We start from the raw sequence: 25,994 nt of genomic DNA on the forward strand, positions 1-25,994 counted from the left end.
AGCTGAGATAGGATGACTTAATCATATTTATTAATGAGTTAATCATTTTTTAATCGGTGGACTTACCAGAAAAAACGCATTTCATGAAATAAAGTTAATTAACTAAATGCATAATACTCACGCATGTTTTGTTAACACTTTAGCAGGCGGGCAAGTAGACCCAATGCTGCGTAACACACTGAATGGCAGAGTGATAACCGCGCAACAACGTTAACGGCAATCATCCTCAAGGGGATAGGCTTAGCAAAAGCGCTAAGGCGCGACAACTCGTCAATCAGCATGATATATCGCCTTATTGCGTGGCCGTTGTGCCAAGCGTTCAGCTTGCACGCCAAGTCGCGCTGGCATCACCAAGCAGTAACACCGCGTTCCGGTGATGACTTGCGCGCCGAGGGCAACGCTGCAACAAAAACGCCACCGGCGTGCTCGTAGGTGGCGAATCCCGTGGAGGTACGGGTAAAGGGGTCAAGTAAGTGACTAAAAGTGGCATCCTGCCCATTAACTTCCTTGTCATAAGCTTCAGACCTATCTGTCTGGGCTTTCAATATTTCTTTTGCGTTTAGTGGGTTACCCCTGCTAAACCAGATCTTATATGGCGCAATCCCATTGCTAAGCAATCGTCATTTGCCCGGTGTACAAAATAAAGTGGCGCAGCATTAATACCCCCAACAAGCTGCAGCTCGCAGTGGCGGCCACATAGGCCCACTTGCGTTTGGCGGTGGCGGTCATGAATAGATTCATAGCCAGCGGTACAGATAACCCGAGCACGAGTATGCCGCACCAGAACACCACGCCCCAGAAGCCAAAGCCTAGCGCATGTAGCGCCGCCACTTTACTTTGACCACCAGTAAGCATTAATCCCATGAAGAAGGTGAAAATCACCACTATTTCTACCAATATCAATGGGATCTCAATTTTATGGATAAACTTAACCTCCCGACCGTCTGGATTACCATTGAGGAACACCCCGCCGAGCAGCGATGACGCCGCGCCGGAACTGAGCCCCGAGAGCAAAAACAGAATAGGCAACACCGGATTGTTGAGCATTGGATAACCCGGCAAGGCCGATAACAGGAAGCCGGTATAAGCCCCCAACGACAATGACAGAATCAACAGAATGCCGGTGATAGTGGGTTCGTTACGCTGTAGCCATGCGGTGATATGCCGCAGCCAAGGCAAGCGAGTTTCACACCATACATCGATATATGGCCGCATCACTAACGCAATCCACATAAACATCAGCACGGTATACACCAGCAGCACCATCACGCCGACCGACATCACCGAGGTAGAGTTGTAGAACAATAAGATCTTCCAAAACTCCAGCGGCTTGGTCAGGTCGAGTACCAAGATACCGAGCCCTGCCATCACCGTAATTGGCGCGATGATACACGCGGCGCGAATAAAGCCCGATTCATGCGGCGCATCCTTCACACAAAGCTGTTTCAACAACACCGCAAAAAACATCGCCCCAGCGGACACACCAGCCAAAAACAGGTAAAACGCAATTGGCCAATGCCATACCAAATATTCACTATGAAATGCGCTCATAAGGTTATCCCCCCCGCTTTGGCACGAATACGAAACAGTTTTGGATGGGTCCCAATATCTTCTTTCGCGCGATAAACCGGTTGCTGATTCAGTGCCGCCACAATTGCGCTATTGGGATCATCAATATCACCAAAGGTCAGTGCCTTCGTCGGGCAAGCCGCCACACAGGCCGGTGATTTGCCTTCACGCAGATTGCTCTCGCGGCAAAAGTCACATTTATCTGCCGCATGAGTCACCGGATTGATAAAGCGAATATGGTACGGGCACGCGGCAATACAGTATTGGCAGCCCACACATTTCCAGCTGTTGACTGTCACAATGCCGGTTTCAGGGTCAATATAAGAAGCGCCGGTTGGGCAAACATTGACACACGGCGCTTGCTCACATTGCTGGCAAGACACGCGGCTAAAGTGATAATACTGATCAGGAAATTCGCCATACGGCCCGGTGCGTTCAATGCGTAACCGCGCTACGCCGTCTGGCACTTGGTTAGTGGCGCGGCAAGCCTCTGAGCAAGCATTACAACCAATGCACTTGTTTTCGTCATGCAGCATGGCATAGCGGTGCTGGCCTGTAGTTTGATCTTTGGCCCCCGCATCATGCAGCAAGTACAGCGAGGTGGCGGCGACGAGCGCAGTACCGCCTTTAATAAACTGGCGTCTGACATTATCCACGATTCACCTCCTGAGCAGGCTGCTCAGCATGACATTGGCGACACTGCAGGCTGCTAGCGCCTTGGAGCGCAGGGTCATCTTTGACATGCAACTTATGGCATGACCAACAATAAAGCTTGTCAGCATGCATGTTGTGGAACCAGGCTTTGTCGCCGAGTTCTTTCGCATCATGGCATTGCCAACACGCTTGGTTAGCGGTCATCGCATCGGTGGTGATCTCGTCCGAAAACACGCGTAAGTCATTCGGTTTACGTGGATGGTTACCTTTTTCGCCGTGACAATTTTGGCAACTAAGGTGGAGTTGTGGGTTAGCGTGAATGCCTAACATGGTGCCATTACGCTTATGGCATTTCATGCAGGCGTCTTGATTAATTGGTGCTGCGGTATCGTTGTCCGCATTGGCTTGGCTGAAACTCGACAGGCATACCAATGTGGCGGCACCGAGCACTGTGCGCCAAGTATTCCTGGACATATGATGTCCCCCAAGTAAATGGAAAGACCGGTGGCACGCTGTTTATGGCGCCACCGGCGCTGCTAAAGATCATGCTGCGAGAGCTTGACTGAGATGTTGTGAATCAAATGGATGATCACGTTTCATATCAATAAGACGTATATTCATCTTTTGTAGCAAAGGCAGTACGCTAGCGTTGTCTACATCACTGAAATCACTAATGATCATTTTGATTTCGGATGAGTTTTGATCTATCAGCACATAGTCCAAATAACCATGAGGTTCTGCTTCGTTTAGCTCCATTTCTAACACAGCTTCTAATGGTACATGACTGCAAATTTCATACTGACCATTAGTTAAGCTTTTAAGTGTTTTAAAGAAGCCGAGACTTTCATTATCAAACAACCTGTTTTTAATTTTTGCATGAAGTGGTTCATCCCCTTCATGTTTAAAAAATTTGATACAGGTTAAAACAAAAGTCACCACGACAAATGGCACAACGGCGAAGACGACGAAGTATGCAAAAGCATAACTTAGATAGACAGATAGGATGTTCATAATTACCTCCAATCATTGCTTTATTGTTTTAGATGCGATTTTTACCGCAACTTGAGTATTGGAGAATTAAGGCAATTATATCTTGAACACGATCACACTTAACTTAGAATGACCGCAGCACATTTGAATTTTAAGATACTGATAAAATTTGGTTTTTCCAAAATTCAATCATTAAAAATAAGATAGTAGATAACGAGTTTTTCATTAGATGAAAATGTGATTTTCGATTTTTGAAAGTTGCATTTTTGGTATTCAACCCTTTATAAAAGTCATAAAAAATACACCTTAAAACAAAGTGTCAATTTTGTGACGTGGCCTGCCTATTTTTATCGCTACACTTTATGTTAATGTCATAAAGTTGTTTTCGCTTTTGGACAATTAATAATGAAACATATCGATTTTGAGAAATTAGATATGATGAGCCTGCTCATCATTGTTAACCTTTGCGAAAATAAATCTGCCACGCAAGTTTCTAAAATATTGAATATTCCACAACCAAAAATTAGCCGTAGCTTGCGTAACGTTCGCTCTATATTTGGTAATGAATTATTTCAAAGAAAAAAATATGGCTTAATTCCAAATGATTACGCTAAATCTATCTATCCCATTGCTAAAGAAATTGTCGAGCAAGCACAAAGATTTAATCATATTGGGCAACAAAATAAAGGCCAAGAGCGTTGGTTTGAAGTCGCCATTCCCGGTTTAATTAGTTATATCTACCCCAAAGCGTTGATGCATTCCGTAAAAAATGATCATAAGCATTTTCATCTTAATTTCAGTCCATGGAACGCTTCCACCCTGCAAAGCATCATGGATGGCGAAATCACCTTAGGCATCTGCTGTGGTAATCATCAAGAAGCCCAATCACTGGTGCAAAAAAACTTTGAAGTGGAATACGTCAAATCGCTCAGCGAGCTATTTCTGGTGTGTAGTAGTAACCATCCGCTGTTACAGCAAGAGATCACCTTAGAACGGATTGCCGAATATCCGTTTGTTAAAACCGATGTTGGTTGCAACCCTCGCAGCACTAGCCCATTTGAGGACTACTGCCACAGCAACGGCATTCCGCTCAATGTGGATATCTGCATCAGCAGTGTGTCGTCACTGTTCCTGTACCTGCAAGAAAGCCAAGCCGTGGCATTAGTGCCATATCACTCGGTATTTGAACTGCTCCCCGACGTGCCGATGATCCACGGCGTGCGTATCGCCGATGTGGAAACCGACAAGCTGTTTAAAGTGTCTAGCCCCAGAACGGTAGAGATGATTTGCAGCACCGATAGTAGCGATGAAGACCTTAACTGGCTTAAACAGCAGATCCGCGAAGTCACCAGTACTTTAGTGTAGCCCCTAGCCATCAGCGCTTCGCTTAGCAACATCCTCAACTCACCCATGGTTTAACACCACCACGGCCACGGGCTGCCTGCTGGTGAATGTTTTTCCCTTTTGCCAATCGGCGCAAATGGTTACACTAGGCGCAGCCAAATATGGGTAACCGCTTATGCAAAACAACTTCCACGCGGAGCTAAATCTACTTTGGGGTGCATTCCTCCTTGAAGAGTTGGCTCGGCTCGGCGTTCAACACGTCTGCATGGCACCAGGTTCACGCTCTACGCCGCTGACACTGGCCGCCTCACAACAACAAAAACTCCAGCAACACCTGCACTTTGATGAACGGGGTTTAGGCTTTTATGCGCTCGGTTTAGCTAAAGCGAGCCGCGCGCCAGTAGCCATTATCACCACCTCGGGCACCGCGGTAGCCAACCTCTACCCCGCAGTAGTCGAAGCCTGGCTGACCAATGTGCCGCTGATTGTGCTGTCGGGTGATCGTCCGCCAGAGCTGATCGGCTGCGGCGCCAATCAGGCAATTATCCAACCAGCGATTTTTGCCAACTACGCCAAACGTTGTGACTTGCCAACGCCAGACACCAGCATTAGTGCCAAGGTATTGCTCAGCAGCATCGATGAAGCGGTAGCCAACCTCGACGGCCCGCTGCACGTTAACTGCATGTATCGCGAGCCGTTGTACCCCACAGATTTAGGCAATCCGCTGAGCGCTAATCTGTCACTGGAGCTGACGCTATATCGCGACCAAGTGAGCGCTTGGCTGCAACATAACCGGCCATACACCAGCTTTAGCGATGCCCAATTTGCCAACCTGCCGAGCCGAGATGCGCTCAGCCGCTTTGTGCACGGTAAAGGCGTGATCATTGCGGGTACACTCGACAGCAGTGAGCAACCGGAACAACTGGTGGCGCTAGCCGCCAAACTCGGCTGGCCATTACTGACCGATGCCCAATCGCAACTGCGGCAACATCCAGCAGCGATTGGCAATATCGACCAATTGCTGCAACAGCCACAAGCCAAAGCATTGCTGCAACAAGCCGACCGCGTACTGCTATTCGGTGGCCGGTTATTGTCAAAACGATTGATCAGCTATCTGGCCGAGCAAAACTGGCACAGCTACTGGCAAGTGCTGCCACGGCAGCAACGGCTCGACCCAAGCCATCAAAGCAAACAAGTGCTACTGGCGAACTTGCACCAAGTGGCCGAGCTGGACTGGCCGCGCTCGTCCGCCGCCCATTGGGCGTTACCGTTAGTCACCCAGAATGAAGCCATGAGCCAACTGTTCACCCAACAGATTGACCACGGCAGTTTTGGTGAGGCGCAAGTGATCCGCCAAATTGCCCGCACCCAAACCGGACAGCAGCAACTGTTCATTGGCAACAGCTTACCCGTGCGCCTGTACGATATGTTCGCGCCAATCACTAGCGAACCGGCCACCACTTATACCAACCGCGGTGCTTCCGGCATTGATGGCTTGATTGCGACCAGCTGCGGTGTCGCCGCACATGCTGGCCGCCCCACCACGCTGATTATTGGTGACATCTCGGCGCTGCACGATCTCAACTCGCTAGCGCTGGCACGCCAAGCACAAGCGCCGTTGGTGTTGGTGATTATCAATAACGATGGCGGCAGCATCTTTAATATTTTGCCGGTGCCTGATGAGCAAGTGCGCCAGCAATATTACCGCCTCGGCCACGGCTTAGAGTTTGGTTACGGCAGCGCCATGTTTGGTTTGCCATATAACCAAGTGGAAGATTTAGTTGGCTTTATTGATGCCTACGAAGATGCGTTAAGCTACCACGGCGCCTCGGTGATTGAAGTCAAAGTCGCGCCGACACAGTCGAGCGACCAGATCGCCGCCATCGGCCAATGGGTTAGACAAAGCTGATGTTGCACAGTCAATGTGTGGGTGATCCGCGCCTGCCCGCGCTGGTACTGTTGCACGGCTTTTTAGGCAGCGGTGCCGATTGGCAACCGCTGTTAGCCACGCTCAGCCAACAGTTTTACTGCATCACCCTAGATTTGCCCGGCCACGGCCAGAGCCAAGTCACCCTGCCTGCCGCGCCCGATTTAGCCGACATTGCCCACGGGCGCACCGTCGCCAACCGTGACGCCGTGTTGCAGCAATGCGCCGACTTAGTACAACAAACGGTGCAGGCTCTCGGTATTCAACAATATCACTTGCTGGGGTATTCACTTGGGGGCAGGATAGCGTTACATGTTGCCGCGCGTCATGCCGCCAACCTGCTCAGCTTACAGCTGGAGTCTTGCCATCCGGGGCTCACCACTGAGCACGAGCGCCAACAACGCGCCATCAATGACTTACATTGGCAGCAACAGTTGCAGCAGCAGTCAATGCGCCAGTTTTTAACGGCTTGGTACCAACAAGCGGTATTTGCCGAACTGAGCGCCGCCCAGCGTGAGGCATTAATCGCCCAGCGCGAGCAGCAAAATATCAGCGCATTATTGGCGATGTACTGCGGCACCTCGCTCGCCTTGCAAGCCGAACTATGGCAACTGCCACAGCAGTTATCCTGTGCGGTGCATTATTATTACGGCAGCCAAGATAGCAAATTTGCGGCTATCGCCCGTGCTTGGCAAGCCCGCGCGCCGCTGACCTTGCACCCCGTGGCGGATGTCGGCCACAACTGCCACAAAGGACAACCCGCCGCCTTTTTAGCGCAGCTGTTGCCCACTTTGAATTCAATTGCGGAGAACCATGCATGACGCTCGAATCCTTTAGCCTCGCCCGCTACCGCATTCCACTGGACAGCGCACTGCCCGTTGGCAAACAGCGTATTGAGTTACGCCAAGGGCTGATCCTGCAAGCGCGTGCTAATGAACAAGATTATTATGTGGAGATCGCGCCACTCAGCGGCCTTGACCGCGATGGCAGCGAGATTAATGGCTTCAGTTTAGAAAGCCTTGATGACGCCATCACCGAACTGCAAAGTTTGCTGCAAGCCATTGTTGAAGGCTCGATGACGTTAGATAGCGCCGCCGAGTTCACCCAACTGGCGTCAGTGGCGTGGGGCTTGAGCCTGCTATCGGCCAAAATCAATCAACAACTGCCGGTGCATCACACCCCGTTTGAGCCAGTGCCGTTGATTGTCCCACGTGAAGGTGAACCCGAAGTGATGTTGCGCCAACGCTTGATGGCGATGCCGAACAACATTCACCGCGTCAAAATCAAAGTGGCACAAACCACCATGGCGGAAGAGCTACAGCTGATCCATCTAGTGCAAGAGATCCGCCCCAACGTGAAACTGCGGCTCGATGCCAACCAAGGCTTTGAGTTCGACGAAGCGGAAGCCTTTTGCGCCTGCTTACCCAAGCAAGCCATTGAGTACATTGAAGAACCCTGCCGCCAATGGCAGAAAAACCGCGCTCTGTTCGCCAGCACAGGCGTGCCGTACGCGCTGGATGAAACCCTTGGCCGCCATCCCGATTTTGTCCCCGCCGACGATGCCTACGACAGCGGCCTGCGCGCGTTAGTGATCAAACCTATGTTGTGTGGCAGCTTGCCAAAACTGCAACAGCTGATCGACCACGCCCACGGTTTGGGGCTGCGCTGCGTACTGAGTTCGTCGATTGAATCGTCACTGGGCATTGCCGACATTTTGCATGTGGCCGCCGCACTGACGCCCGACGACACCCCGGGCGTAGACACGCTAACGCCGTTTACCAAAGCCTTGATTGAACCGTTCGGCGACAAAACCTGTTTAGCGTTTGATTCGCTCACACCGGTATTTAGCATTAGGAAGTAACTTGGCCGTTTCACCTTTACATCAAGCCGCTGCACGCCAGCCCAACGCCATCGCGTTGCTCAGCAGCGGCCAACGCCGCAGCTATCAGCAACTGTCGCAACACGTGCTCGCCCTTGGCGACTGGCTCAGCCAACAAGGGCTCACGCGCGGCGACAAGCTCGGCGTTATCGCCAGCAACTGCATCGAAATGGTGCTGCTGTATTGGGCCTGCGTCGATCGCGGCTTACTGTTTAGCCCGCTCTCGCCCAAATTCCCTGAGCAGCAGTTGCTGGAGATCATGCAGCGGCTGCAGATCAACACCCTATGGTGCCCTGATGACAGCCGCCAAGCGCTGTGGTCACAGGCTCGCCGCTTACAACCAGATTTTTCCGCCCTTGCTAAACATGTGCTATCCAACGGCGACGGGTTAGCCAACAGCAACAATCAACCGCCCGAGATAGAGATTGATCAGCCGGTCGATATTCTGCTGACCTCCGGCTCCTCTGGCATGCCCAAAGGCGCGGTGCATTCGCTCAGCAACCATATTGCCAACGCCAGCGGCAGCTTACAGCGCATCAGCCTCAACCCCAACGATGGCTGGTTACTGTCACTGCCGCTGTTTCACATCGGCGGCCTGGCGATTGTTAATCGCTGCGCCCTCAGTGCCGCTACCATTGTGATGGTTGATGACAGCTTGCCGCTCAGCGCACAGCTACAGCGCGATCCCATCAGCCATTTGTCGCTGGTCGCTACCCAATTACAACGTTTGTTAGCTGACTCGCCAGCCAGCCTAAGCAAAGTCAAATGCCTGCTGCTCGGCGGCGGCGCCATTGGCCGCGAACTCACCGACGCCTTACAACAACTCGGCATCAGCGCCTTTACCAGCTACGGCATGACCGAAATGGGCTCGCAGATCACCACCAGTAGCGCCGATATCGCTGGCAGCGGCGAACTCCTGCCCAACCGCGAACTGTGCATTAAAGACGGCGTGATTTGGGTCAAAGGTGCCACCCTCTTTTTGGGCTATTTACAGCCCGACGGCAGCATTCAACGCGACACCGACAGCGATGGCTGGTTTTGCACCAAAGACCGCGGTTACTTTGATGACCACGGCCAACTGCACATACAAGGCCGCAGCGACAACATGTTCATCTGCGGCGGCGAAAACATTCAGCCAGAAGAAGTCGAAGCCGCACTAAAACTGCACCCACAAATCCTCGACGCCATCGTATTTGGCGAAGCCAATGCAGAATTTGGCCTACTGCCCTCCGCCATCCTCAAAACCAGCGACGGCACCCTACCAACTGACGCCGAACTCACTGAATTTCTGCTCAGTAAAATCGCCCGCTTTAAACGCCCACGAGTTTACTACCCATGGCCGGATGGGGATTTTCAAGGATTGAAAGTACAAAGGAAGCTGGTGATTAACGCGATAATCACTAATCGCTGATTGGGTTGAGTTTGGCTGAATAGCGCCAAACTCTGGTTAGCTAAAAGTGGCGCTTTTGAGCGCCACTTTTTGGTGTTAGCTGGTAGTTTCGCATCTACCTGATACGTCAATGTGCATGTCAGCACGGATGTGCTAAATCACCTGCGGTGGGCAATGCACATGCAGCCTTGTGGCACGCTGCGAGTACATCCATGTAAGCTCGACGCCAGCATCCATGCTGGCGACGGCCACAAGTCCGCATGTGCTGGGAATTCACGGAGTACTCCTGACAGCTATGTGGCGCCATAAAGACACCGACTAAGCTTGCTCCTTTTCTGCTTGGCCGCATTGCTAGCACTAACGTTCATTTTCTACTCAAAAGATGAGCAAATTATCACTTTGAAGAAAAACTCAAAAGTAATGCGTATTTTCCTCATTGCTGCGCTCGTTTTTTCCACAACACCCTGATAGATTACTTACTAATCAGTACGTTAAATCGGCTACGCAAAATTAATAGCTTTATTAATTGAGCATGCGAATTTTCCAAATATATGCGCATGCACACTAATAAAATGCTATGTAACTTTAAGTAGTACGTCTGCAGGTCATAATAATGAAATTAAAAAAACTAATGATTAACAATTTTCGTGGCATCGGATTTGCTGAAATTGACCTTGAGAATTTCACTACTCTTGTTGGTCCAAATAATATCGGTAAATCTACTATCCTCAATGCGATACACCTAGTTTTGGATAATAGAAAACCAAAATTAGAAGACTGGCCTGCTCAGCAAGCGTCAGAAAAAGTTATGGAGATTATCTGTGAATTTGGCAATCTCGAAGATTGGGAAAAGAGAAAGCCCTCAATTTCAACTCTTTTACATGAAGACTGTTTAAAAGTAAAAATGTCAGCATGGTGGAACACTGAACAAACCGACTATTCGTATGAATACTCGGTGTACTGCGTTGAAACTCAGTACCCTTGGTCAGATCTGAGCCACTCTAAGGCGAAAACTGACGAAATATGTAAACCAATCTTAAAAGAACTAGGCATTACAAAAGCTAATGAATACAACGAAAGACAAGCTGATTTGGTGGCTTACGTTGTCGAAAAATCACCTGAATTAATAGTCTTATCTGAAGACTGGCATGTTAAAAAATTTGCTAACTCCTTACAGCAAGCAGTACCTCACGTAATGTATGTTCCGGCAAGTTTTAAAATAGAAGATGAGTTAAAGGTAACAAATAATAGTCCTTTCTCGTTCTTATTCACGAATAAGCTCTTCCCAAAAGTAAAAGGAGATGAAAGCTATTCCGCTTACATTAAAAAAGCTACAGAACTGCAAGATAAGTTAAAGGGAAAAGCTGAAGACGGTTCTGAAATTGAGGGATTAGGGGACGTCCTCGGTGAAGTATCAAAAACACTTAACCAGATATTAGATTTTGATTCTAAGGTAAAACTTGCGGTTGGTGACATAGATGTCGAGCCTTTGTTTATGAAAGCTGCGACTTTCCTAATTGACGATGAAATCGAAACAAATTTGCAGTATCAGGGAAGTGGTGTGCAAAGAGCTTTAGCATTTGCAATGCTAGAAGCTAATGCAGAGGTTGAGTCATCAGTTCAAGGGGAACAGAGAACAGTTGTTGTTCTATATGAAGAACCAGAGTTATATATTCATCCTCACTTAATGCGTAGACTTAAAAATACTCTACAAACACGCTCAGAGTCACCTAAGTGGCAAGTTATCTGTTCAACACACTCACCTTTCTTAATTAACATTGCTGACAAACCCGAATCACTGAAACTCATAAAGAAAAATGCTGGAAATGCTCGTGCTGTACACCAAGTATCTTCGACCATTTTTGAAACTACTGACGATTACAACGAAAGAGATATATTGAGAGCTGCATTAGACTTCCATCCAACTGTTTGTGAGAGCTTATTTGCCAAAAGAGTTGTAATTGTTGAGGGAGACACTGAAGTGGCCGTCTTCAGTATGATTTCCGAACTTGCAGAGAAGCTAGGTGTTCAAGACAGTCTTGATAAGGATACTACTGTAATATCTGCGGGTGGAAAATGGACAATTACTGCCTTGGTAAAGGTATTGAATGCACTACAAATAGACTATCGTGTAATTCACGATACTGATCGTAAAAACCTTACTGATGCTGAGTTGTTAGAGAAAGCTGCAATTCATCCATTCAAAGCGAATGCAAAAATTGCTTCTGTCGCAAATGCCGATAGTGTTTTCTTAGTTGATGATACCTTTGAACATGTTTTATGGGATCAGGTCGAGGGAGAAAATGCGAAATCAACAGATAAGCCATATAGCTCTTGGAAACGTGTTCGAGATTATATTGATGGTAAAGTTAAACTTACCGCAAGATGTGAAGCGACTTTAAAAGAGATTGTGACATTTGCATTTGCGAAACAGTGACCTAAAAAATGCATTGAAATAAAAAAATCAGGACGGTCACCAGATTTTTAAAACCAATCCACTGAACTTGCAGGCAACACCAATTCCCCTTCGGCGCTGCGTAGGTGCGTTGGGCAGGCATTGAGCAATCGAGATATGGATATCGAGAAGCGATGGTGAGCGAGGGACCGCGAATCAGAGCGATTTGCGAAAATGACAAACCAGAAGCGCCGTAGCGTTTAGCGCCGTGGGGCGGCAGGGGGATCGATAAGGGGGCGAAGCCGTCTAGCCCCCTTATCTCGTAGTGTGAGCACGAAAGCTCACGACGTTGCCAAGCGGCAGCTTGGTATGGCGCAGCCATAAATCTTTCGCAAACGCAGGTTGCAATCGCGTAGCGATAAATCTTGATCGTAGTGTGAGCACGAAAGCTCATGAATTTTGAAACCGCAGGTTGCTAGGCACAGCCTAATGTCACCGCATTCCAGCCACCAAATTTTTAAAACTAACCCACGGAACTTGCAGACCACACCAATTCCCCTTCGGCGCTGCGTAGGTGCGTTGGGCAGGCATTGAGCAATCGAGGCATGGATGCCGAAGAAGCCGCGCCGAGGAATGGATTCCGAGTTGGCGGCGATTTGCGAAAATGACAAACCAGAAGCGCCGTAGCGTTTAGCGCCGCGGGGCGGCATGGGGATTGAGAAGGGCGAATACTCATCGATGATGAGTGTGCTTATGAGCGCGAGCCATGGATGGCGAGCTGGCCGTTTGACATGGATGTCATTCGAAGCCGTCTAGCCCCCTTATCTCGTAGTGTGAGCACGAAAGCTCACGACGTTGCCAAGCGGTAGCTTGGTATGGCGCAGCCATAAATCTTTCGCAACCGCAGGTTGCAATGGCTGAAAGCCATAAAAATCATCGCGTAGCGATAACCCAAACCAAAACGTTAGCCAAAGATCTCCGCCAACCGCGCCATATTGCGCTCGATAACCTCAGTTAACTTGCCAATATGAATGCCATCAATAAACGCATGATGCGCTTGCACCGAAAACGGCAGCAGCACCTTGCCCTGCTCCTTTTTGTACTTGCCCCAAGCGATACGCGGTACGGCATCAAACTTTGCCAAGGTTATCGGATGCGCAATGCTGGTAAAACTGACCCACGGAATCGAGGTGATATAGACAAGGTCGCTGCGTTGTTGCCGTTGCGCATCAATAATGCTGGTTTGCGTACTGGCTTGGTCGCGGCTGTCACTGACAAACTGCTGAAAGTTATCGGCGTTGAGTACGGTGATAATTTTAAATAGCTCATCGTCGCCATCCAGCACAGTGAACGACGGCTGGAGCGCATCATGCTTGACCACTCTTTCGTTGTCATAGCGATATTTAAACGCTTCGACGCTATTGACGCATGCCATCACGTAATAGATTACCGCGTGATAAAACGGCAACTTATGCTGCTTGATATGTTGGTACAGCGGCGTGATATCGAGATCAAAACACAGATTAAAAAATGGCGAGTCCATATCTTTAAAAAACATGAAATGCTCTTTACGTTTCCACGTGTCGATATCAACAACTTCCATCTTTTTTCCTAAAGTGATTTTGCAACAACAGCATAAGTATCAGGCGGATAAATATCTCTGAAATGCCAGCAAAAATCAAAGCGACAAAGCGGAATAGCCGCCAGTCCACTTAACTGACAGGCAAAAATCATGACAGCCACCAAATGTTTAGAACCTATCCACTGAACTTACAGGTGACACCAATTCCCCTTCGGCGCTGCGGAGGTGCGTTTGGCAGGCATTGATCTAAAAATAGCAACCACCAAATTTTAAAAGCTAATCCACTGAACTTACAGGCGACACCAATTCCCCTTCGGCGCTGCGTAGGTGCGTTGGGCAGGCATCAAGCAATTAAGGCATGGATGCCTTAAAGCCGCGCCGAGGAATGGATTCCGAGTTGGCGGCGATTTGCGCAGATGACAAACCAGAAGCGCCGAAGCGTTTAGTGCCGTGGGGCGGCAGGGGGATCGATAAGGGGGCGAAGCCGTCTAGCCCCCTTATCTCGTAGTGTGAGCACGAAAGCTCACGACGTTGCCAAGCGGCAGCTTGGTATGGCGCAGCCATAAATCTTTCGCAAACGCAGTTTGCAATGGCTGAAAGCCATAAAAATCATCGCGTAGCGATAAACCAAGCGCCAGCGTCCATCCCACTCAACTTGAATAAAATTCAAGTTGATATGAATTTTCCTCATGCAGATGTAAGCAAAACCGTTTAACAGCCGTCTAGACATCCATTATCATGAGCGCATATCTTTTGTTGTTTACGTTGTAAAAGGACTCATTCATGGCACACCAACTCCCATTTCGCAGCGACGTAGTAGGTAGTTACTTACGCCCTGCTTACCTGCATCAAGCCCGTCGTGACTTTACTGCTAACAAGATCGACAAGGCGGAGTTAACTGCCATTGAAGACCGCGCAATTACCGAGTTAGTCGCACAACAAAAAGCCGCGGGCTTGAAAGTGATCACTGACGGTGAGTTTCGCCGTGGCTTTTGGCACATCGACTTTTTAGAAAACCTCAACGGTGTTGAAGGTTATGTGCCAGAACAAGGTTACAACCAGAAGTTTCATGGTAAAGCGGCGCCGTCGTACAACATTCGCGTGCACGACAAAATCAGCTTCAACACTGACCACCCATTTTTGGCGCATTTTGCCTTTTTGAAAACCTTGGCCGACGCCGATGGCGAGGTAGTGGCTAAGGCGACCATTCCTAGCCCAACCATGATTTTGCGCCAAGAAGTGCTGGCAAATGAAGACATTAGCCACCTGCAAACCATCTATCCAGACTTGGCCGATTTTTACCAAGATTTGGCAACCACCTATCGCGCCGCTGTGAAAGCATTTTACGACGCCGGTTGCCGTTATCTGCAATTTGATGACACTAACTGGGCGTTTTTGGCCGATGCCAGCAAGCGTGAATCGCTGCAAGCGAAAGGCATTGATGCGGATCAGATCGCTGACATCTGCGCTGACATTATCAATGGTGCCTTGGCTGACAAACCTGCGGATATGACCATTACGACGCACATTTGCCGTGGTAACCATGCGTCATCTTGGTTGTTCTCTGGCGGTTATGAGCCAATTGCTAAGCAGTTGTTTGCTAGCAACTATGATGGTTTCTTCCTTGAATACGATAACGACCGTGCTGGTGATTTTGCGCCGCTGCGCCATTGGGCCAACAACGGTAGTCGCATCGTGCTCGGTTTGGTGACCTCAAAATTCCCAGAGTTGGAAGATACCGCGCTGATCAAAGCCCGTATCCAAGAAGCGACCGAGTATGTGCCGCTAGATAACCTGTGCCTGAGCCCACAATGTGGTTTTGCTTCAACGGAGGAAGGCAACAAGCTGAGCATTGATGAGCAGTGGAACAAGATTAAGCTGGTTAACCAAGTAGCTCAAAGCGTTTGGCAAGATGCGTAATAGTTACGCGAGTAACTAACAACAAGTTCCGTTAGTAACTAACAACAAAGGCGACCATTTTGGGTCGCCTTTTTGCTGCGTGAACAACTGAGAATAACGCGTTAGGTGATGAAAGTTAGTGGTTACTCCGCTGTGGTTTCATCATCACAATCGCCTTGGCAGTAAGGATTTTGTTCTTCTCTGTTAATCAGTTTGCCGTTTTCATAGGTATGTACCATGTACGGCTTGCCGCCAACATAAGCTACCGATTTACCGTGATAATCGCCGTTTTTGAAGTGGTCAACGTTGGTGAGCAGGCCTTCCTCGGTGAAGGTGTAAAACGTGCCGTCAGACTCACCTTTTTTATTGTATTGCGCGCTCGCTACGAGGTAACCCGCCACGCTGGTCGCCCGCCAATCTCCGACTTTTTTGCCATGGTCATAGTTGCCGCGCCAGCTTTCGCTACTATAGCTAACGCTTTCGATCCAAGCGCCATCACGCTGATCATTCACATACTTACCTTTGTCGGTGACGGTACCATCTTCGCTACGGTGCTCGTAATCCCCATGTAATTTGCCGTGTTGGTAATGCTCACGTCGCAGCAGTTTGCCATCCAATGTGGTGGCTAGCAGCTCACCATGAAGTTTGCCTTGGTTATCGTAGCGCTCAACACGGGTTGAGTTCCCTTCTTGGTAGTGCCACTCGCCGACTTTCTGGTCATTTTGATAACGCCCCTGCTGCAACACAATATTGCTGGGCAACTCGGTTTCTTGGTAGTCGCCGTGATACTTACCTTTGGCAAACGTCGCCTCGGTACGCACTTGAGTGTTATCACGCCAACCGCTGCTGGTAGACAGATATTTGCCGTCACGCCGGTTGTCCTGATAAGTGACAAAGCCGGTCACCTCGCCGTTTTCATCAAAGTCCTGCTCAAATGACCAGTTACGGTTAGGATCTTTTTGGCGTTGGAACACTAGCTTGCCATTTTTGTAGACCTTGTAATCGCTGATCGGCTGCTTTTGGCTGACATCGTAAATCGTTTCATGCAGCTTGTTGCCGTCTTCGTCGTAGTCAATGCGGCTTAACAACTGGTGCTGATCGTTGTAGTGCTCAATGCTCTCAATCTGCTCTGAGTCGCGATGGTAGCGAATCTTATCGCCGATAAGTTTGCCATCTTTATAGTGGGCCACACTGCTCAACCTGCCATCTTCTGACCACATTTGATCCAGCCCATTTTGCTCCCTATTAACGTAGGTGCGCTCCAACATTAACTGACCATTTTTGTACCAGTAGCGGTTGGGGCCATCGAGCACGCCATTTTTATAGTTCCACTCCCGCTCCTTGGTGCCATCGTTGGTGTAGCTAATGTTGGCGCCATCTAGCTCGCCTTTGCGGTAATGGCTGGTCTCCTCTGGCGTGCCGTCTTGACGATATTTGAGATAGTCGCCATCGAGCTGACCAGCAACAAAGTGACGCACTACCCGCAGTTGGCCGTTGTCGTAAAACGAGCGAAACTCGCCCTCTTGTTGATCATTGCTGTAGTTGCCACGTTCAACCACGGTGGTGCCATCTTCAGCAAAACGTTGGTAAAGCCCCTGTTTTTGATCGTTGACCATCTGATAGCTGCTACCCAGCTTGCCGTTGCTTTGAAAGTAACGCACCTCGCCGTTAATTTTGCCGTCTTTCATCTCCATGGTGCGGTCGAGCGTACCATCTTCATTATAGATACGGGTTAAGCCGGTAAACTCGCCCGCCTCATCAAACTGGCCATCAGAATCCAATTGACCATTGGCGTAGTAGAACTTATACGGCCCTACTTGCTCGGTATCGCCCGGCTTGCTGGGATCGCGCATTTTGCCTTCAAAACGCAGTTGCTTATTGTCGGCGTAGTAAATCTTGATCGGGTGCAATCCCTGGTCATCTGCGGCGGCGGTTGCATCATATTCGCCATAAAATTTAGCTTTCGCTTTTGTGGTGGGCTGCCAAGTGTCATCAAGCCATACGGTGGCGGCAGAAACTGCACTCGACAGCAGCCATAAACAAAGTAAACCAAAACGCATCATGCCAATTCCTTATGGTAAAGCCGGGAAGGTGTTCGTCCATTGCCGTTTGAGCGGCGCACCTTTATAACTCAAGTGCTGAATGCTGCTGACTCGGCCCGCCACCCGCAGTTGTTGTTGCGGTGTGAGCGCATCCGCCAATTTGGTGTTGCTCATATCACTGGGGCGTTGTCCATCGGCCAGCAGGATATTGAGCGGTTCACCTTCGTCGTTGAGTAGATGATAACGGGCAACAAATTCAGCCAGTGGTTGTTGTAGGTCGATGCCATCTAACTCCGCCACAGGCACCAGCCAAGGTTTATCGCTGGGCTGATAATCCATGGTTTGCCACAAGGGTTCGCCCTCGCAGCTCAGTTCGCTGGTCACGCTAATGCCATAAAAATAGTGGCGAATACCGTCATCGGTGCTCAACCGATAGTGGCTAGTGAATGGCTCGCTGTTGAGATCATTGTCAGCCACCCACGCCAGCCCATGACCATTTTCTTGATAGTCGGATAACACCTTCAATTTACATATTTTTTGCCAATCTTTCGGCAAATCAATGTAGCTGCCTTGGCCGCTATCGATGATGGCACGCAAATCATCAAAGCTGCGGTGCTGCTGCTCAGTGGCTTCATTGCTGTAATAGCCATAAAGCTTGTCTTGAAACAGCGGTGGATACTCAGGGTGACGTTGATATTCTTCCGGCTTGATAAAGGTCAGATCACGGCTAAAGGTGGGGGATTTAGCTTGTTGCGACGCATAGAATGTCACCTCTGTGGGCGTTTCTTTCACGCGCAGCAGGAAGCGTTCTGTCTGCGGCAGGTTGCTGTACAAGTTAAACATCATCCGTTCGCTGTAACTGAGGAAATCGTTCTGCTCATGAGGCGCTTCTTTGTATTCGCCTTTGAGGCCTTTCATGAAGTTGGCTATCTGGGTATCGGCAGTGGAAGTGATCACCATTTCGTAGGTGTTGGCGGGTTTGGCCAAGGGTTTAATGGTGATGGTCGCGCCGTCGATATCTATGTGCTGCTCACCCGCTTGCCATTGCACGGTTTTATGCAAGTAAGTACGTGGATAAAACTCCGCCGTAGCAGTAAAGGCGTTCAGACGTTCTAGCTCAGCTTGTTTATTCCAACCAATGGGTATGACCAGCTGACGCGATGCCAGATCATAGAAGTGCTGCGACATGTTAGCCCATTGAAATTCCACATCAATGGGTTGCTGCTTAGCGTCTAATCCTTTGATGTTTTTCAATTTCACCGTGCCGCTGACCTGATACGGTCGCAGTTCTTGTGGTATCACTAGCTCTGGCCCATCATCACTGGCTTGATAAACACCATAGCTGTATGGCAGCAATGCCTCGCCCGTTGGCGGCACCAATAGGGTTTGGTCAATATCATCGCCAAAGGTTGGCTGCCAATCGTCAAAGGCAGCATAGTTGTCAAAGTCGAAGTTGCCCGGTTGGTCACCGGGTAACATCACCACTCGGCTACGAAAACTAAACTCTTGGCCAGCGCGTTTTATATATTGTTTGGTGACGAGCATCAGTTGCTTTAACCAACCGTCTTCACGCTCCAACACCATAACGCCATACAAGTTAGGCTGACCTTGTTCGTCGTGTCCTTCAATCTCTGTAGTCACTTCATCATCGGTCACCTGTTTAACAGTCAGGCTAACCGATTGCCCTGCAAACTCGGGCAAGGCCACCGTGGCACCGACGGTGGTCGGAATCGTCTTTAACACACCCGGCGTTAAGGTACTTTTGGTGAACTGGTCGATCGCTTCTTTGCCGCCCTTTTTGAGCAACTCTTGCCACAGCTCATCATCAAGTGCGCGAAAGTCTTGCAGCTTACCGCTGTCAGTGTCGACGGTAAGCTCGAAACCTTTGGAGAACAAGCGCATCATTTTTTCATCTTGGCTGTCTGCAGCCAGACTGTTGAGCCGATGACTACCAGCCGCACGAACATCCACATAATCACTGGTAGCGACGATTGTTAACGGCGAGGTGTCAGTCACCTTAAGTTGCTGTCGCATGGAGGTACGGCTTTGCTGAGTACCGTAGTAACTCTTAGCTTCGATATTGGAGTAAGTCCAATAGGTATGTTCATCGCCCACGCTCGGGTCAAAAGCGACTTCGTTAGAGGGAGAACAGGCGCTGATCCCCAGCATCGAGGTGAGTAGAAGCAGGTATCTATACATAGATGATATCGTTCCGTGAAACTGAAAAATCCCGTGCCGCGAGAGTAGCAAAAAAGCCGCTCTCATTCGGCGCATTTACACATTTTCAGCGTTGGTTAACACCCTGAAAATTACTTTAACAACAGCGGTTGGTGCCACTGATACTGCGCAGTTTTATCTTCGGTGCGCAGCACCAAAATCTGAGCCACCGCATCGCTAAACCGTAGTTGTTGCTCGGCCGTGAGCACCTGAGCCAACGGCGTTTTGCTGGTTAACGCCAGCGGCCGACCATCAGGGCCAAGCAGCGGCAACAGCGCCTGCTGCGGGTTGATAAAGCGGTAGTTTAGTAGAAATTGGCTGACTGGCTGCTGTAGATCCAGCTTAGGCAGTGCCGTCACTGGCACCAACCAACTCGCGTCGCTCGGTTGATACGTTAGCGCCTGCCACTTAGGCGTGGCACGGCATTCCAAGCGGCTGGTGACCTCCATTTGCCCCCGCCAAGCATCGGCACTATTGGACGACACTAACTGATAGCGTTTGATGCCTACGTGCGCGTCATCGGCAGGTGCCGCCACCGCTTGCCAATGCACGGCAAATTGTTTGTCGGTTTTCACCACTTTGGGCTGACACAGCCGTGCCCATTCAGCGGGCACATCCAATAGATCGACCTTGGCTTTGATGCTCTCCAAGCGTGGCACTTGTTGCCATGAGCCGCTGGCTTTGGCTGGTGTGTCGACGGTTAGATGCGGCGGATTGAGCGGGTCTTGCATAAAATCGTCACGAGGAATAAAACGTATATGGCGTGACGCAGCTGCCTCACTGGCGATGGTAGCCACATAGAAGGTCACTTGCTCAGGTTGCTGCTTCAACCACCACTGCACTAACCAGCGCTGTGGCGTCATCACTTTATTCAGCAACAGTTGGTCTTTTGGACGCCACCAACTGTCATCATCCAGTTGCCCGAACGCGGTCACTTCGCCGCGCAGACCATCGTAAAATGGCAGCAATTTTTTGTTGCTTGGGCTAGTGATTTCAACGTTATACAGCCCGTCTGTAGCGGTATCTGGCGTGATGTGAATCGTCACACCGTCAACGGAAAACTGTTGCTCGCCCGCTTGCCAAGTCACGGTTTGCGGCTGCACTTGGGTAGGGTAATAATCTACGTCCGCTTCGACATAGTGCAGATGTTGCGCTTGGGCCAACTTTTGCCAGCCATAAGGCAGCACGTACTGGATGGCGCTCTTACGGTCTAACAAGGTTGGCGCTTGAAATTGTTGCGCCCAGCCGATATCCAGCGGCTGCTGCTCACGGTTGTAGGCGGTGATATTGCGCAGTTTAAAGTGCTGCGGTAGTTGTTGCTGTTGCGGCGCTTGCGGAATCGCCAGCAGCAGTTTATTCACCTTGTCGTCCAAATAACCGGTGGCAAATTCCAGCGCCTGCGCTGCTGGCGGCGCTTGCAGTTCCTCGGGATGTTCTGGCGCAGAGAAGATGGGCAATGGCGCATCCAGGAACTGACTCGCTAACTGCAACCAGTCGAACGGCTCATGTTCAGGTAACAGCGCTAAGCGCAGGTGCACATGATCATAACCACCGATTTTATCTGCGGCCACCACGGGCACATCCATCACTAATACCAAACGTTCCAGCCAACCACTGCGGCGATCAAGCACCAGTTCACCGGCAAGTTGCGGCCCGTTATCAGCGCTGGAAAGTTTGGCGGTAAGACGTTGCTGATCGATGGCGGTAACCGTCAGCGTCATTGGTACGCCCGCCAGTTGTGTCAGCACAACTTGTTGCCCCGGCTCAGTTGGCAGCGCTTGCAATAGCGTCGGCATTAACAGATTTTTTTGCAGGGTTTGCAGCAGCAGAGGCGGAGCTTGTTGCTGCAGTTGTTGCCAAGCAGCGCTAGCATGCGCGGTCAGCTCAGCGCCATGGTCATCATCGGTTTGGGTGAGGGTTAAGCCTTGGGAAAATAGCGGCAGCAAGTATTGCTCACTTGCCTCACCGTTGAAGCTGTCGAGCGTGATCTTATCAGCATAATCAAAATCAAACTGCCGTAACGCCACGTCCATTGTCAGCGGTGAGGTATCTGTCACCCGATATTGTTGTAGCGCTTCACTTTGGTAGAGGGTGCGGTAACCGCCTTCGGCATCAATCTGGCTGTAAACCCAATAACTGCGGGTATCATCGACATTGCCGTTAAAGTTGCTCTGGCCGCAACCGCTCAGCAGTAATACCAATGCTAACAACACTCCTTCCTTGAACATTACACCTTTCCTATGACCTTAATGGTAATAAAAAGCCCGCTATCGGGGCGGGCTTGTTATTTTATCACCGAGACAAAATGCTCAGTGCAGCGTTAACTGGTTAGATCTCCATGCAAGCTTTCAGCTTGTTCATGGCGTTCTTCTCCAACTGGCGAATACGCTCTGCAGATACTTGATAGGTATCGGCCAACTCTTGCAGGGTGATCTTGTTGTCTTCATCTAACCAACGGGCACGCAGAATATGTTGGCTGCGTTCGTCGAGGGTTTTGATGGCGGATAACAGACGCGTCTGCGCGTTAGCTTCCCAGTTGTCATGTTCAACTTGAGCGGCAACATCTGATGAGTGGTCTTCAAGATACAATGCCGGAGCAAAGTCACTATCATCATCACTGTCGTTGCTCATATCAAATGCCGCGTCTTGGGCGGACATGCGCGATTCCATCTCTGTGACATCTTCTTTCGATACACCGAGATTTTCTGCCACCATGGACACTTCTTCATCGCTGAACCAGCCTAAACGTTGTTTAGCTTTACGCAGGTTGAAGAACAGTTTGCGTTGCGCTTTGGTGGTGGCAACTTTGACGATACGCCAGTTTTTCAGGACGTATTCATGAATTTCTGCCTTGATCCAATGCACCGCAAAAGACACCAAACGGACACCGACTTCTGGGTCAAAACGTTTGACCGCTTTCATCAGGCCGATGTTACCTTCTTGAATCAAATCGGCTTGTGGCAGGCCGTAACCGGCATAACCACGGGCGATGTGCACTACAAAACGTAGGTGCGACATAATGAGCTGCTTAGCTGCCTGCAGGTCACCTGTTTCCTGCAAACGCTTAGCCAGCGCATACTCTTCTTCGGCTTCCAACATTTTGATGTTGTTAACCGAGTGAATATAGGCCTCGAGGCTGTGGCTTCCATGTGGAACCATCAATGCCATTGATTGCGTTTGTCCAGTCATACACGCTCCCATTTCGTTTACCGCAGACCCAATGATAATTCATCGGGATATGGCACTATCGACTAACTGACATGATATGTCAACCGCCGATCTGCCTAGAACAATATTTTTGCCTCGTCACTATGACATTGCAAGTGAACATTCGTTCACAGAATCATCAACGATGATCAATCAGCAGTCATCCGGATCAAGCCAAAACCATCAACTCGGTTCGATGGCGCGCAGATGATGGCGCACCGATACATACGACCCAAGCCAACCTAAAAATGATGCCGCCACTACCATACGCAGCAGTTCGCCAAATGACAAACCTTGCATATGAATGTTGCTACCATATAAGCCTAATAGATGGGTTAAGGCACCGTCGAGGTACCACACCAAAATATTAATAATTAGCCAAGCTAAAATGCCACCAACAACGCCATACCATATACCCGTGTATAAGAATGGCCGCTGAATGAACGCCTCAGTTGCGCCAACTAATTTCATCACTTCGATTTCGCTACGGCGATTCATGATCGCTAGGCGAATGGTGTTACCGATGATCAGCACCACCGCCAATACCAACAAGGCGCCAATGGCAATCACGGTACGTTCCAACACATGTACCAACGCTTGCAAACGTTCTAGCCATTCGATATCGAGCCGACCAAAGCTCACTTCTGGCTCTTGTTCTAACTTAGCCAGTAACTCGCGCGCGCCTTGTGGCGTGGAATAGCGCTCGGTGGGAAACACTGTCACCACCGCTGGCAGCGGGTTTTCATCGAGATAATCCAGTGCGTCACCAAAGCCCGACAGTTTACGGAACTCGGCCAGCGCCTGCTCTTTACTGATATAACGCACCTGATCAATTTGTGGATAGACCTTGATACGGGCAATCAAGCTTTGAATGCTTTTATCGGAGCGGTCACCGTCGATAAACAAGGAGATCTGCGCAGCGCTGTCCCACGATTGAGTAATAGTTTCAGCGTTTTTCACCATCACTTGCAGCGCGGCGGGCAAGCTTAAACTCACGCCCAGCACCGCCATGGTCATCACCGATGACATCGGGCTACGCCACAATTCGCCTAGACTCGCCATGGCGTGCTGCACGTGGCGAATAAAGAACATCACAATGCGGCCGGTGATCGGTAATTTGCTGCGAGTGAGCGAGGCGGTATCGGCCATGTTACCTGCCTCCTTCAATGGTGGAATGCATTGCTGGAGCCGGATCTTCGCCACCAATCATGCGGCCTTGGCGCAGCGTGAAGGTGCGATATTTCATGCGGGCGATCAGCCCTAAATCGTGAGTGGCGATCAGCACGCTAGTACCTGCGTCGTTAAAGGTTTCAAACAACCGCAAAATATCCATCGATAATTTCGGGTCGAGGTTACCAGTGGGTTCATCCGCTAGCAGCAGTGATGGTTTGTTGACAATGGCGCGGGCAATGCCTACGCGCTGCTGCTCACCACCGGACAACATTACCGGGTTGTGGCGTTCTTTGCCGTACAGGCCAACCATGTCGAGCGCGGCCGCCACCCGTTTACGGATTTCGCCCAGCGTGAACCCCTCAATCACCAGCGGCAGCGCCACGTTGTCAAACACGCTACGATCCATCAGCAGATGGTGGTTTTGAAAGATCATGCCGATATCACGCCGCAGATACGGCACATGCTGGCGTTTGATGTGGGCGATATCGTGGCCGCCAATATACACTTTGCCAGCGCTGGCGCGCTCAATCACAGTGATCAGTTTGAGCAGGGTACTTTTGCCCGCACCGGAGTGGCCGGTCAAAAACGCCATTTCCCCTTTTTGCAGATGGAAATTAACCTCTGTTAGCGCCTTCTGGCCACCAGCATAGATTTTGCTGACCTGCTCAAATCGAATCATGTTTAGCTGTCCGTTTTTTCCTGACTGAACAGGGCGTCGATAAAGTCCTTGGCATCAAAGGTACGCAGATCATCAATCTGCTCGCCGACGCCGATATGACGAATAGGAATACCAAATTTATCGGCGATAGCAAAGATCACTCCGCCTTTGGCGGTGCCATCTAACTTACTGATAGTGATGCCAGTAACGCCAACCGCTTCGTGGAATAACTGCGCTTGGCTAATGGCATTTTGGCCGGTGCCAGCATCCAAGGTGAGCATCACTTCATGCGGCGCATTTGGGTCGAGTTTTTTCATCACTCGCACCACTTTTTTCAGCTCTTCCATCAAGTGTGATTTGTTCTGCAAACGTCCTGCGGTGTCGGCAATCAATACATCCACACCACGCGCTTTAGCGGCCTGCAAGGCGTCAAACAATACCGATGCGCTATCGGCGCCGGTGTGCTGAGCAATCACAGGGATCTCGTTGCGTTGTCCCCACACTTGCAGCTGTTCAACGGCGGCAGCACGGAAGGTGTCACCCGCCGCTAGCATCACTTTTTTGCCTTGGCGTTGATACTGCTTAGCCAGCTTACCGATAGTGGTGGTTTTGCCCACACCGTTAACGCCGACCATTAACACCACAAATGGGCCGTCGCTGTTTTCTGGCACTAACGGCACGCTTACGGGTTCGATCATCGCCAGCATTTCGTCACGCATCAGGTCGTACAGGGCTTCGGCATTTTTCAACTGTTTGCGGTTGGCATGTTCGGTCAAGCTGTCGATCAGTTTACGGGTGGTGTCGACGCCGACATCAGCAATCAACAGCTGTTCTTCCAATTCGTCAAACAGATCATCATCAATCTTTTTACCGCGGAACAAGCCGATAAAACCGCTGCCGATGTTTTCGCTGGTGCGCATCAGACCGCGTTTTAGGCGAGCGAACAGGCCTTCACGTTTAGGCTTTTCTTGTGGCTCTGGCTGCACTTCTGCTTCTGCTTCTGCTTCTGCTTCTGCTTCTGCTTCTGCTTCTGCTTCTGCTTCTGCTTCTGCTTCTGCTTCTGCTTCT

19 protein-coding genes are annotated in these 25,994 nt (G+C 49.9%); 7 read left to right on the plus strand and 12 right to left on the minus strand.

What is annotated here, in order from left to right; translation table 11 throughout:
* Positions 1-609 precede the first annotated feature (609 nt).
* From nrfD to L9G74_RS15100, 4 genes are all read right to left on the minus strand, one after another.
* Positions 610-1,551, minus strand: a complete 942-nt coding sequence (gene nrfD / locus L9G74_RS15085; protein WP_238897250.1) for a cytochrome c nitrite reductase subunit NrfD — start codon at positions 1,549-1,551, stop codon at positions 610-612.
* Positions 1,548-2,225: a 4Fe-4S dicluster domain-containing protein gene (locus L9G74_RS15090; protein ID WP_238897251.1), complete on the minus strand. Its 678-nt coding sequence runs from the start codon at positions 2,223-2,225 to the stop codon at positions 1,548-1,550. The genes nrfD and L9G74_RS15090 overlap by 4 nt, the downstream gene beginning before the upstream one ends.
* Entirely contained in the window at positions 2,218-2,697 is a 480-nt protein-coding gene (locus L9G74_RS15095) for a nitrite reductase (RefSeq protein WP_238897252.1), read from the minus strand. Before L9G74_RS15095 ends, L9G74_RS15090 begins: the two co-directional genes overlap by 8 nt.
* Before the next feature lie 69 nt (positions 2,698-2,766).
* Complete coding sequence (locus tag L9G74_RS15100) at positions 2,767-3,234, minus strand: hypothetical protein (protein ID WP_238897253.1); 468 nt, start codon at positions 3,232-3,234, stop codon at positions 2,767-2,769.
* Positions 3,235-3,618: 384 nt separating this feature from the next.
* Here L9G74_RS15100 and L9G74_RS15105 point away from each other — a divergent pair, with 384 nt between their 5' ends.
* The 6 genes from L9G74_RS15105 (at position 3,619) to L9G74_RS15130 (ending at position 12,190) form a co-directional block, all read left to right on the plus strand.
* Entirely contained in the window at positions 3,619-4,578 is a 960-nt protein-coding gene (locus tag L9G74_RS15105; protein WP_238897254.1) for a LysR family transcriptional regulator, read from the plus strand.
* Positions 4,579-4,732: 154 nt separating this feature from the next.
* Complete coding sequence (gene menD, locus L9G74_RS15110; RefSeq protein WP_238897255.1) at positions 4,733-6,466, plus strand: 2-succinyl-5-enolpyruvyl-6-hydroxy-3-cyclohexene-1-carboxylic-acid synthase; 1,734 nt, start codon at positions 4,733-4,735, stop codon at positions 6,464-6,466.
* Positions 6,466-7,305: a 2-succinyl-6-hydroxy-2,4-cyclohexadiene-1-carboxylate synthase gene (gene menH, locus L9G74_RS15115; RefSeq protein WP_238897256.1), complete on the plus strand. Its 840-nt coding sequence runs from the start codon at positions 6,466-6,468 to the stop codon at positions 7,303-7,305. Before menD ends, menH begins: the two co-directional genes overlap by 1 nt.
* Entirely contained in the window at positions 7,302-8,345 is a 1,044-nt protein-coding gene (menC, locus tag L9G74_RS15120) for an o-succinylbenzoate synthase (protein WP_238897257.1), read from the plus strand. Before menH ends, menC begins: the two co-directional genes overlap by 4 nt.
* A gap of 1 nt (position 8,346) precedes the next feature.
* Positions 8,347-9,774 carry an o-succinylbenzoate--CoA ligase gene (gene menE, locus L9G74_RS15125; protein WP_238897258.1) on the plus strand — a complete coding sequence of 476 codons (1,428 nt, stop codon included), beginning with the start codon at positions 8,347-8,349 and terminating at the stop codon, positions 9,772-9,774.
* Between the two features lie 592 nt (positions 9,775-10,366).
* Positions 10,367-12,190, plus strand: a complete 1,824-nt coding sequence (locus L9G74_RS15130) for an ATP-dependent nuclease (protein ID WP_238897259.1) — start codon at positions 10,367-10,369, stop codon at positions 12,188-12,190.
* 922 nt (positions 12,191-13,112) lie between these two features.
* Here the strand turns inward: L9G74_RS15130 and L9G74_RS15135 are convergent.
* On the minus strand, positions 13,113-13,751 hold the full coding sequence (locus L9G74_RS15135; protein ID WP_238897260.1) for a CatA-like O-acetyltransferase: 639 nt from the start codon (positions 13,749-13,751) through the stop codon (positions 13,113-13,115).
* 762 nt (positions 13,752-14,513) lie between these two features.
* On the opposite strand from L9G74_RS15135, the gene L9G74_RS15140 reads away from it, so the two are divergent.
* On the plus strand, positions 14,514-15,650 hold the full coding sequence (locus L9G74_RS15140; RefSeq protein WP_238897261.1) for a 5-methyltetrahydropteroyltriglutamate--homocysteine S-methyltransferase: 1,137 nt from the start codon (positions 14,514-14,516) through the stop codon (positions 15,648-15,650).
* Positions 15,651-15,772: 122 nt separating this feature from the next.
* Here L9G74_RS15140 and L9G74_RS15145 read toward each other — a convergent pair whose 3' ends face one another.
* From L9G74_RS15145 to ftsY, 7 genes are all read right to left on the minus strand, one after another.
* Positions 15,773-17,692, minus strand: a complete 1,920-nt coding sequence (locus L9G74_RS15145; protein WP_238897262.1) for a toxin-antitoxin system YwqK family antitoxin — start codon at positions 17,690-17,692, stop codon at positions 15,773-15,775.
* A gap of 9 nt (positions 17,693-17,701) precedes the next feature.
* Entirely contained in the window at positions 17,702-19,870 is a 2,169-nt protein-coding gene (locus tag L9G74_RS15150; RefSeq protein ID WP_238897263.1) for a hypothetical protein, read from the minus strand.
* 110 nt (positions 19,871-19,980) lie between these two features.
* The gene (locus L9G74_RS15155) at positions 19,981-22,116 is read right to left on the minus strand and encodes a hypothetical protein (protein ID WP_238897264.1); all 2,136 of its coding nucleotides are present in this window, start codon (positions 22,114-22,116) and stop codon (positions 19,981-19,983) included.
* 100 nt (positions 22,117-22,216) lie between these two features.
* A complete protein-coding gene (rpoH, locus tag L9G74_RS15160) occupies positions 22,217-23,077 on the minus strand; it encodes an RNA polymerase sigma factor RpoH (protein WP_238897265.1) in 861 nt (286 codons plus the stop codon).
* Between the two features lie 201 nt (positions 23,078-23,278).
* Positions 23,279-24,244, minus strand: a complete 966-nt coding sequence (gene ftsX / locus L9G74_RS15165; RefSeq protein WP_238897266.1) for a permease-like cell division protein FtsX — start codon at positions 24,242-24,244, stop codon at positions 23,279-23,281.
* 1 nt (position 24,245) lies between these two features.
* Positions 24,246-24,947: a cell division ATP-binding protein FtsE gene (ftsE, locus tag L9G74_RS15170; RefSeq protein WP_238897267.1), complete on the minus strand. Its 702-nt coding sequence runs from the start codon at positions 24,945-24,947 to the stop codon at positions 24,246-24,248.
* A gap of 2 nt (positions 24,948-24,949) precedes the next feature.
* Positions 24,950-25,994: signal recognition particle-docking protein FtsY (gene ftsY, locus L9G74_RS15175; RefSeq protein ID WP_238897268.1), on the minus strand; the 1,045-nt coding region annotated here is incomplete at its 5' end.

Source organism: Shewanella electrica, assembly GCF_022321485.1.
Classification (GTDB): Bacteria; Pseudomonadota; Gammaproteobacteria; order Enterobacterales; family Shewanellaceae; genus Shewanella; species Shewanella electrica.

What these genes read in the sequence shown, in the direction of transcription:
- nrfD (WP_238897250.1), bottom strand. Translation starts at nt 1,551, where the DNA reads ATGAGCGCATTTCATAGTGAATATTTGGTATGGCATTGGCCAATTGCG.
- L9G74_RS15095 (WP_238897252.1), bottom strand. Translation starts at nt 2,697, where the DNA reads ATGTCCAGGAATACTTGGCGCACAGTGCTCGGTGCCGCCACATTGGTA.
- L9G74_RS15100 (WP_238897253.1), bottom strand. Translation starts at nt 3,234, where the DNA reads ATGAACATCCTATCTGTCTATCTAAGTTATGCTTTTGCATACTTCGTC.
- L9G74_RS15105 (WP_238897254.1), top strand. Translation starts at nt 3,619, where the DNA reads ATGAAACATATCGATTTTGAGAAATTAGATATGATGAGCCTGCTCATC.
- menD (WP_238897255.1), top strand. Translation starts at nt 4,733, where the DNA reads ATGCAAAACAACTTCCACGCGGAGCTAAATCTACTTTGGGGTGCATTC.
- menH (WP_238897256.1), top strand. Translation starts at nt 6,466, where the DNA reads ATGTTGCACAGTCAATGTGTGGGTGATCCGCGCCTGCCCGCGCTGGTA.
- menC (WP_238897257.1), top strand. Translation starts at nt 7,302, where the DNA reads ATGACGCTCGAATCCTTTAGCCTCGCCCGCTACCGCATTCCACTGGAC.
- L9G74_RS15130 (WP_238897259.1), top strand. Translation starts at nt 10,367, where the DNA reads ATGAAATTAAAAAAACTAATGATTAACAATTTTCGTGGCATCGGATTT.
- L9G74_RS15135 (WP_238897260.1), bottom strand. Translation starts at nt 13,751, where the DNA reads ATGGAAGTTGTTGATATCGACACGTGGAAACGTAAAGAGCATTTCATG.
- L9G74_RS15140 (WP_238897261.1), top strand. Translation starts at nt 14,514, where the DNA reads ATGGCACACCAACTCCCATTTCGCAGCGACGTAGTAGGTAGTTACTTA.
- L9G74_RS15145 (WP_238897262.1), bottom strand. Translation starts at nt 17,692, where the DNA reads ATGATGCGTTTTGGTTTACTTTGTTTATGGCTGCTGTCGAGTGCAGTT.
- L9G74_RS15150 (WP_238897263.1), bottom strand. Translation starts at nt 19,870, where the DNA reads ATGTATAGATACCTGCTTCTACTCACCTCGATGCTGGGGATCAGCGCC.
- L9G74_RS15155 (WP_238897264.1), bottom strand. Translation starts at nt 22,116, where the DNA reads ATGTTCAAGGAAGGAGTGTTGTTAGCATTGGTATTACTGCTGAGCGGT.
- rpoH (WP_238897265.1), bottom strand. Translation starts at nt 23,077, where the DNA reads ATGACTGGACAAACGCAATCAATGGCATTGATGGTTCCACATGGAAGC.
- ftsX (WP_238897266.1), bottom strand. Translation starts at nt 24,244, where the DNA reads ATGGCCGATACCGCCTCGCTCACTCGCAGCAAATTACCGATCACCGGC.
- ftsE (WP_238897267.1), bottom strand. Translation starts at nt 24,947, where the DNA reads ATGATTCGATTTGAGCAGGTCAGCAAAATCTATGCTGGTGGCCAGAAG.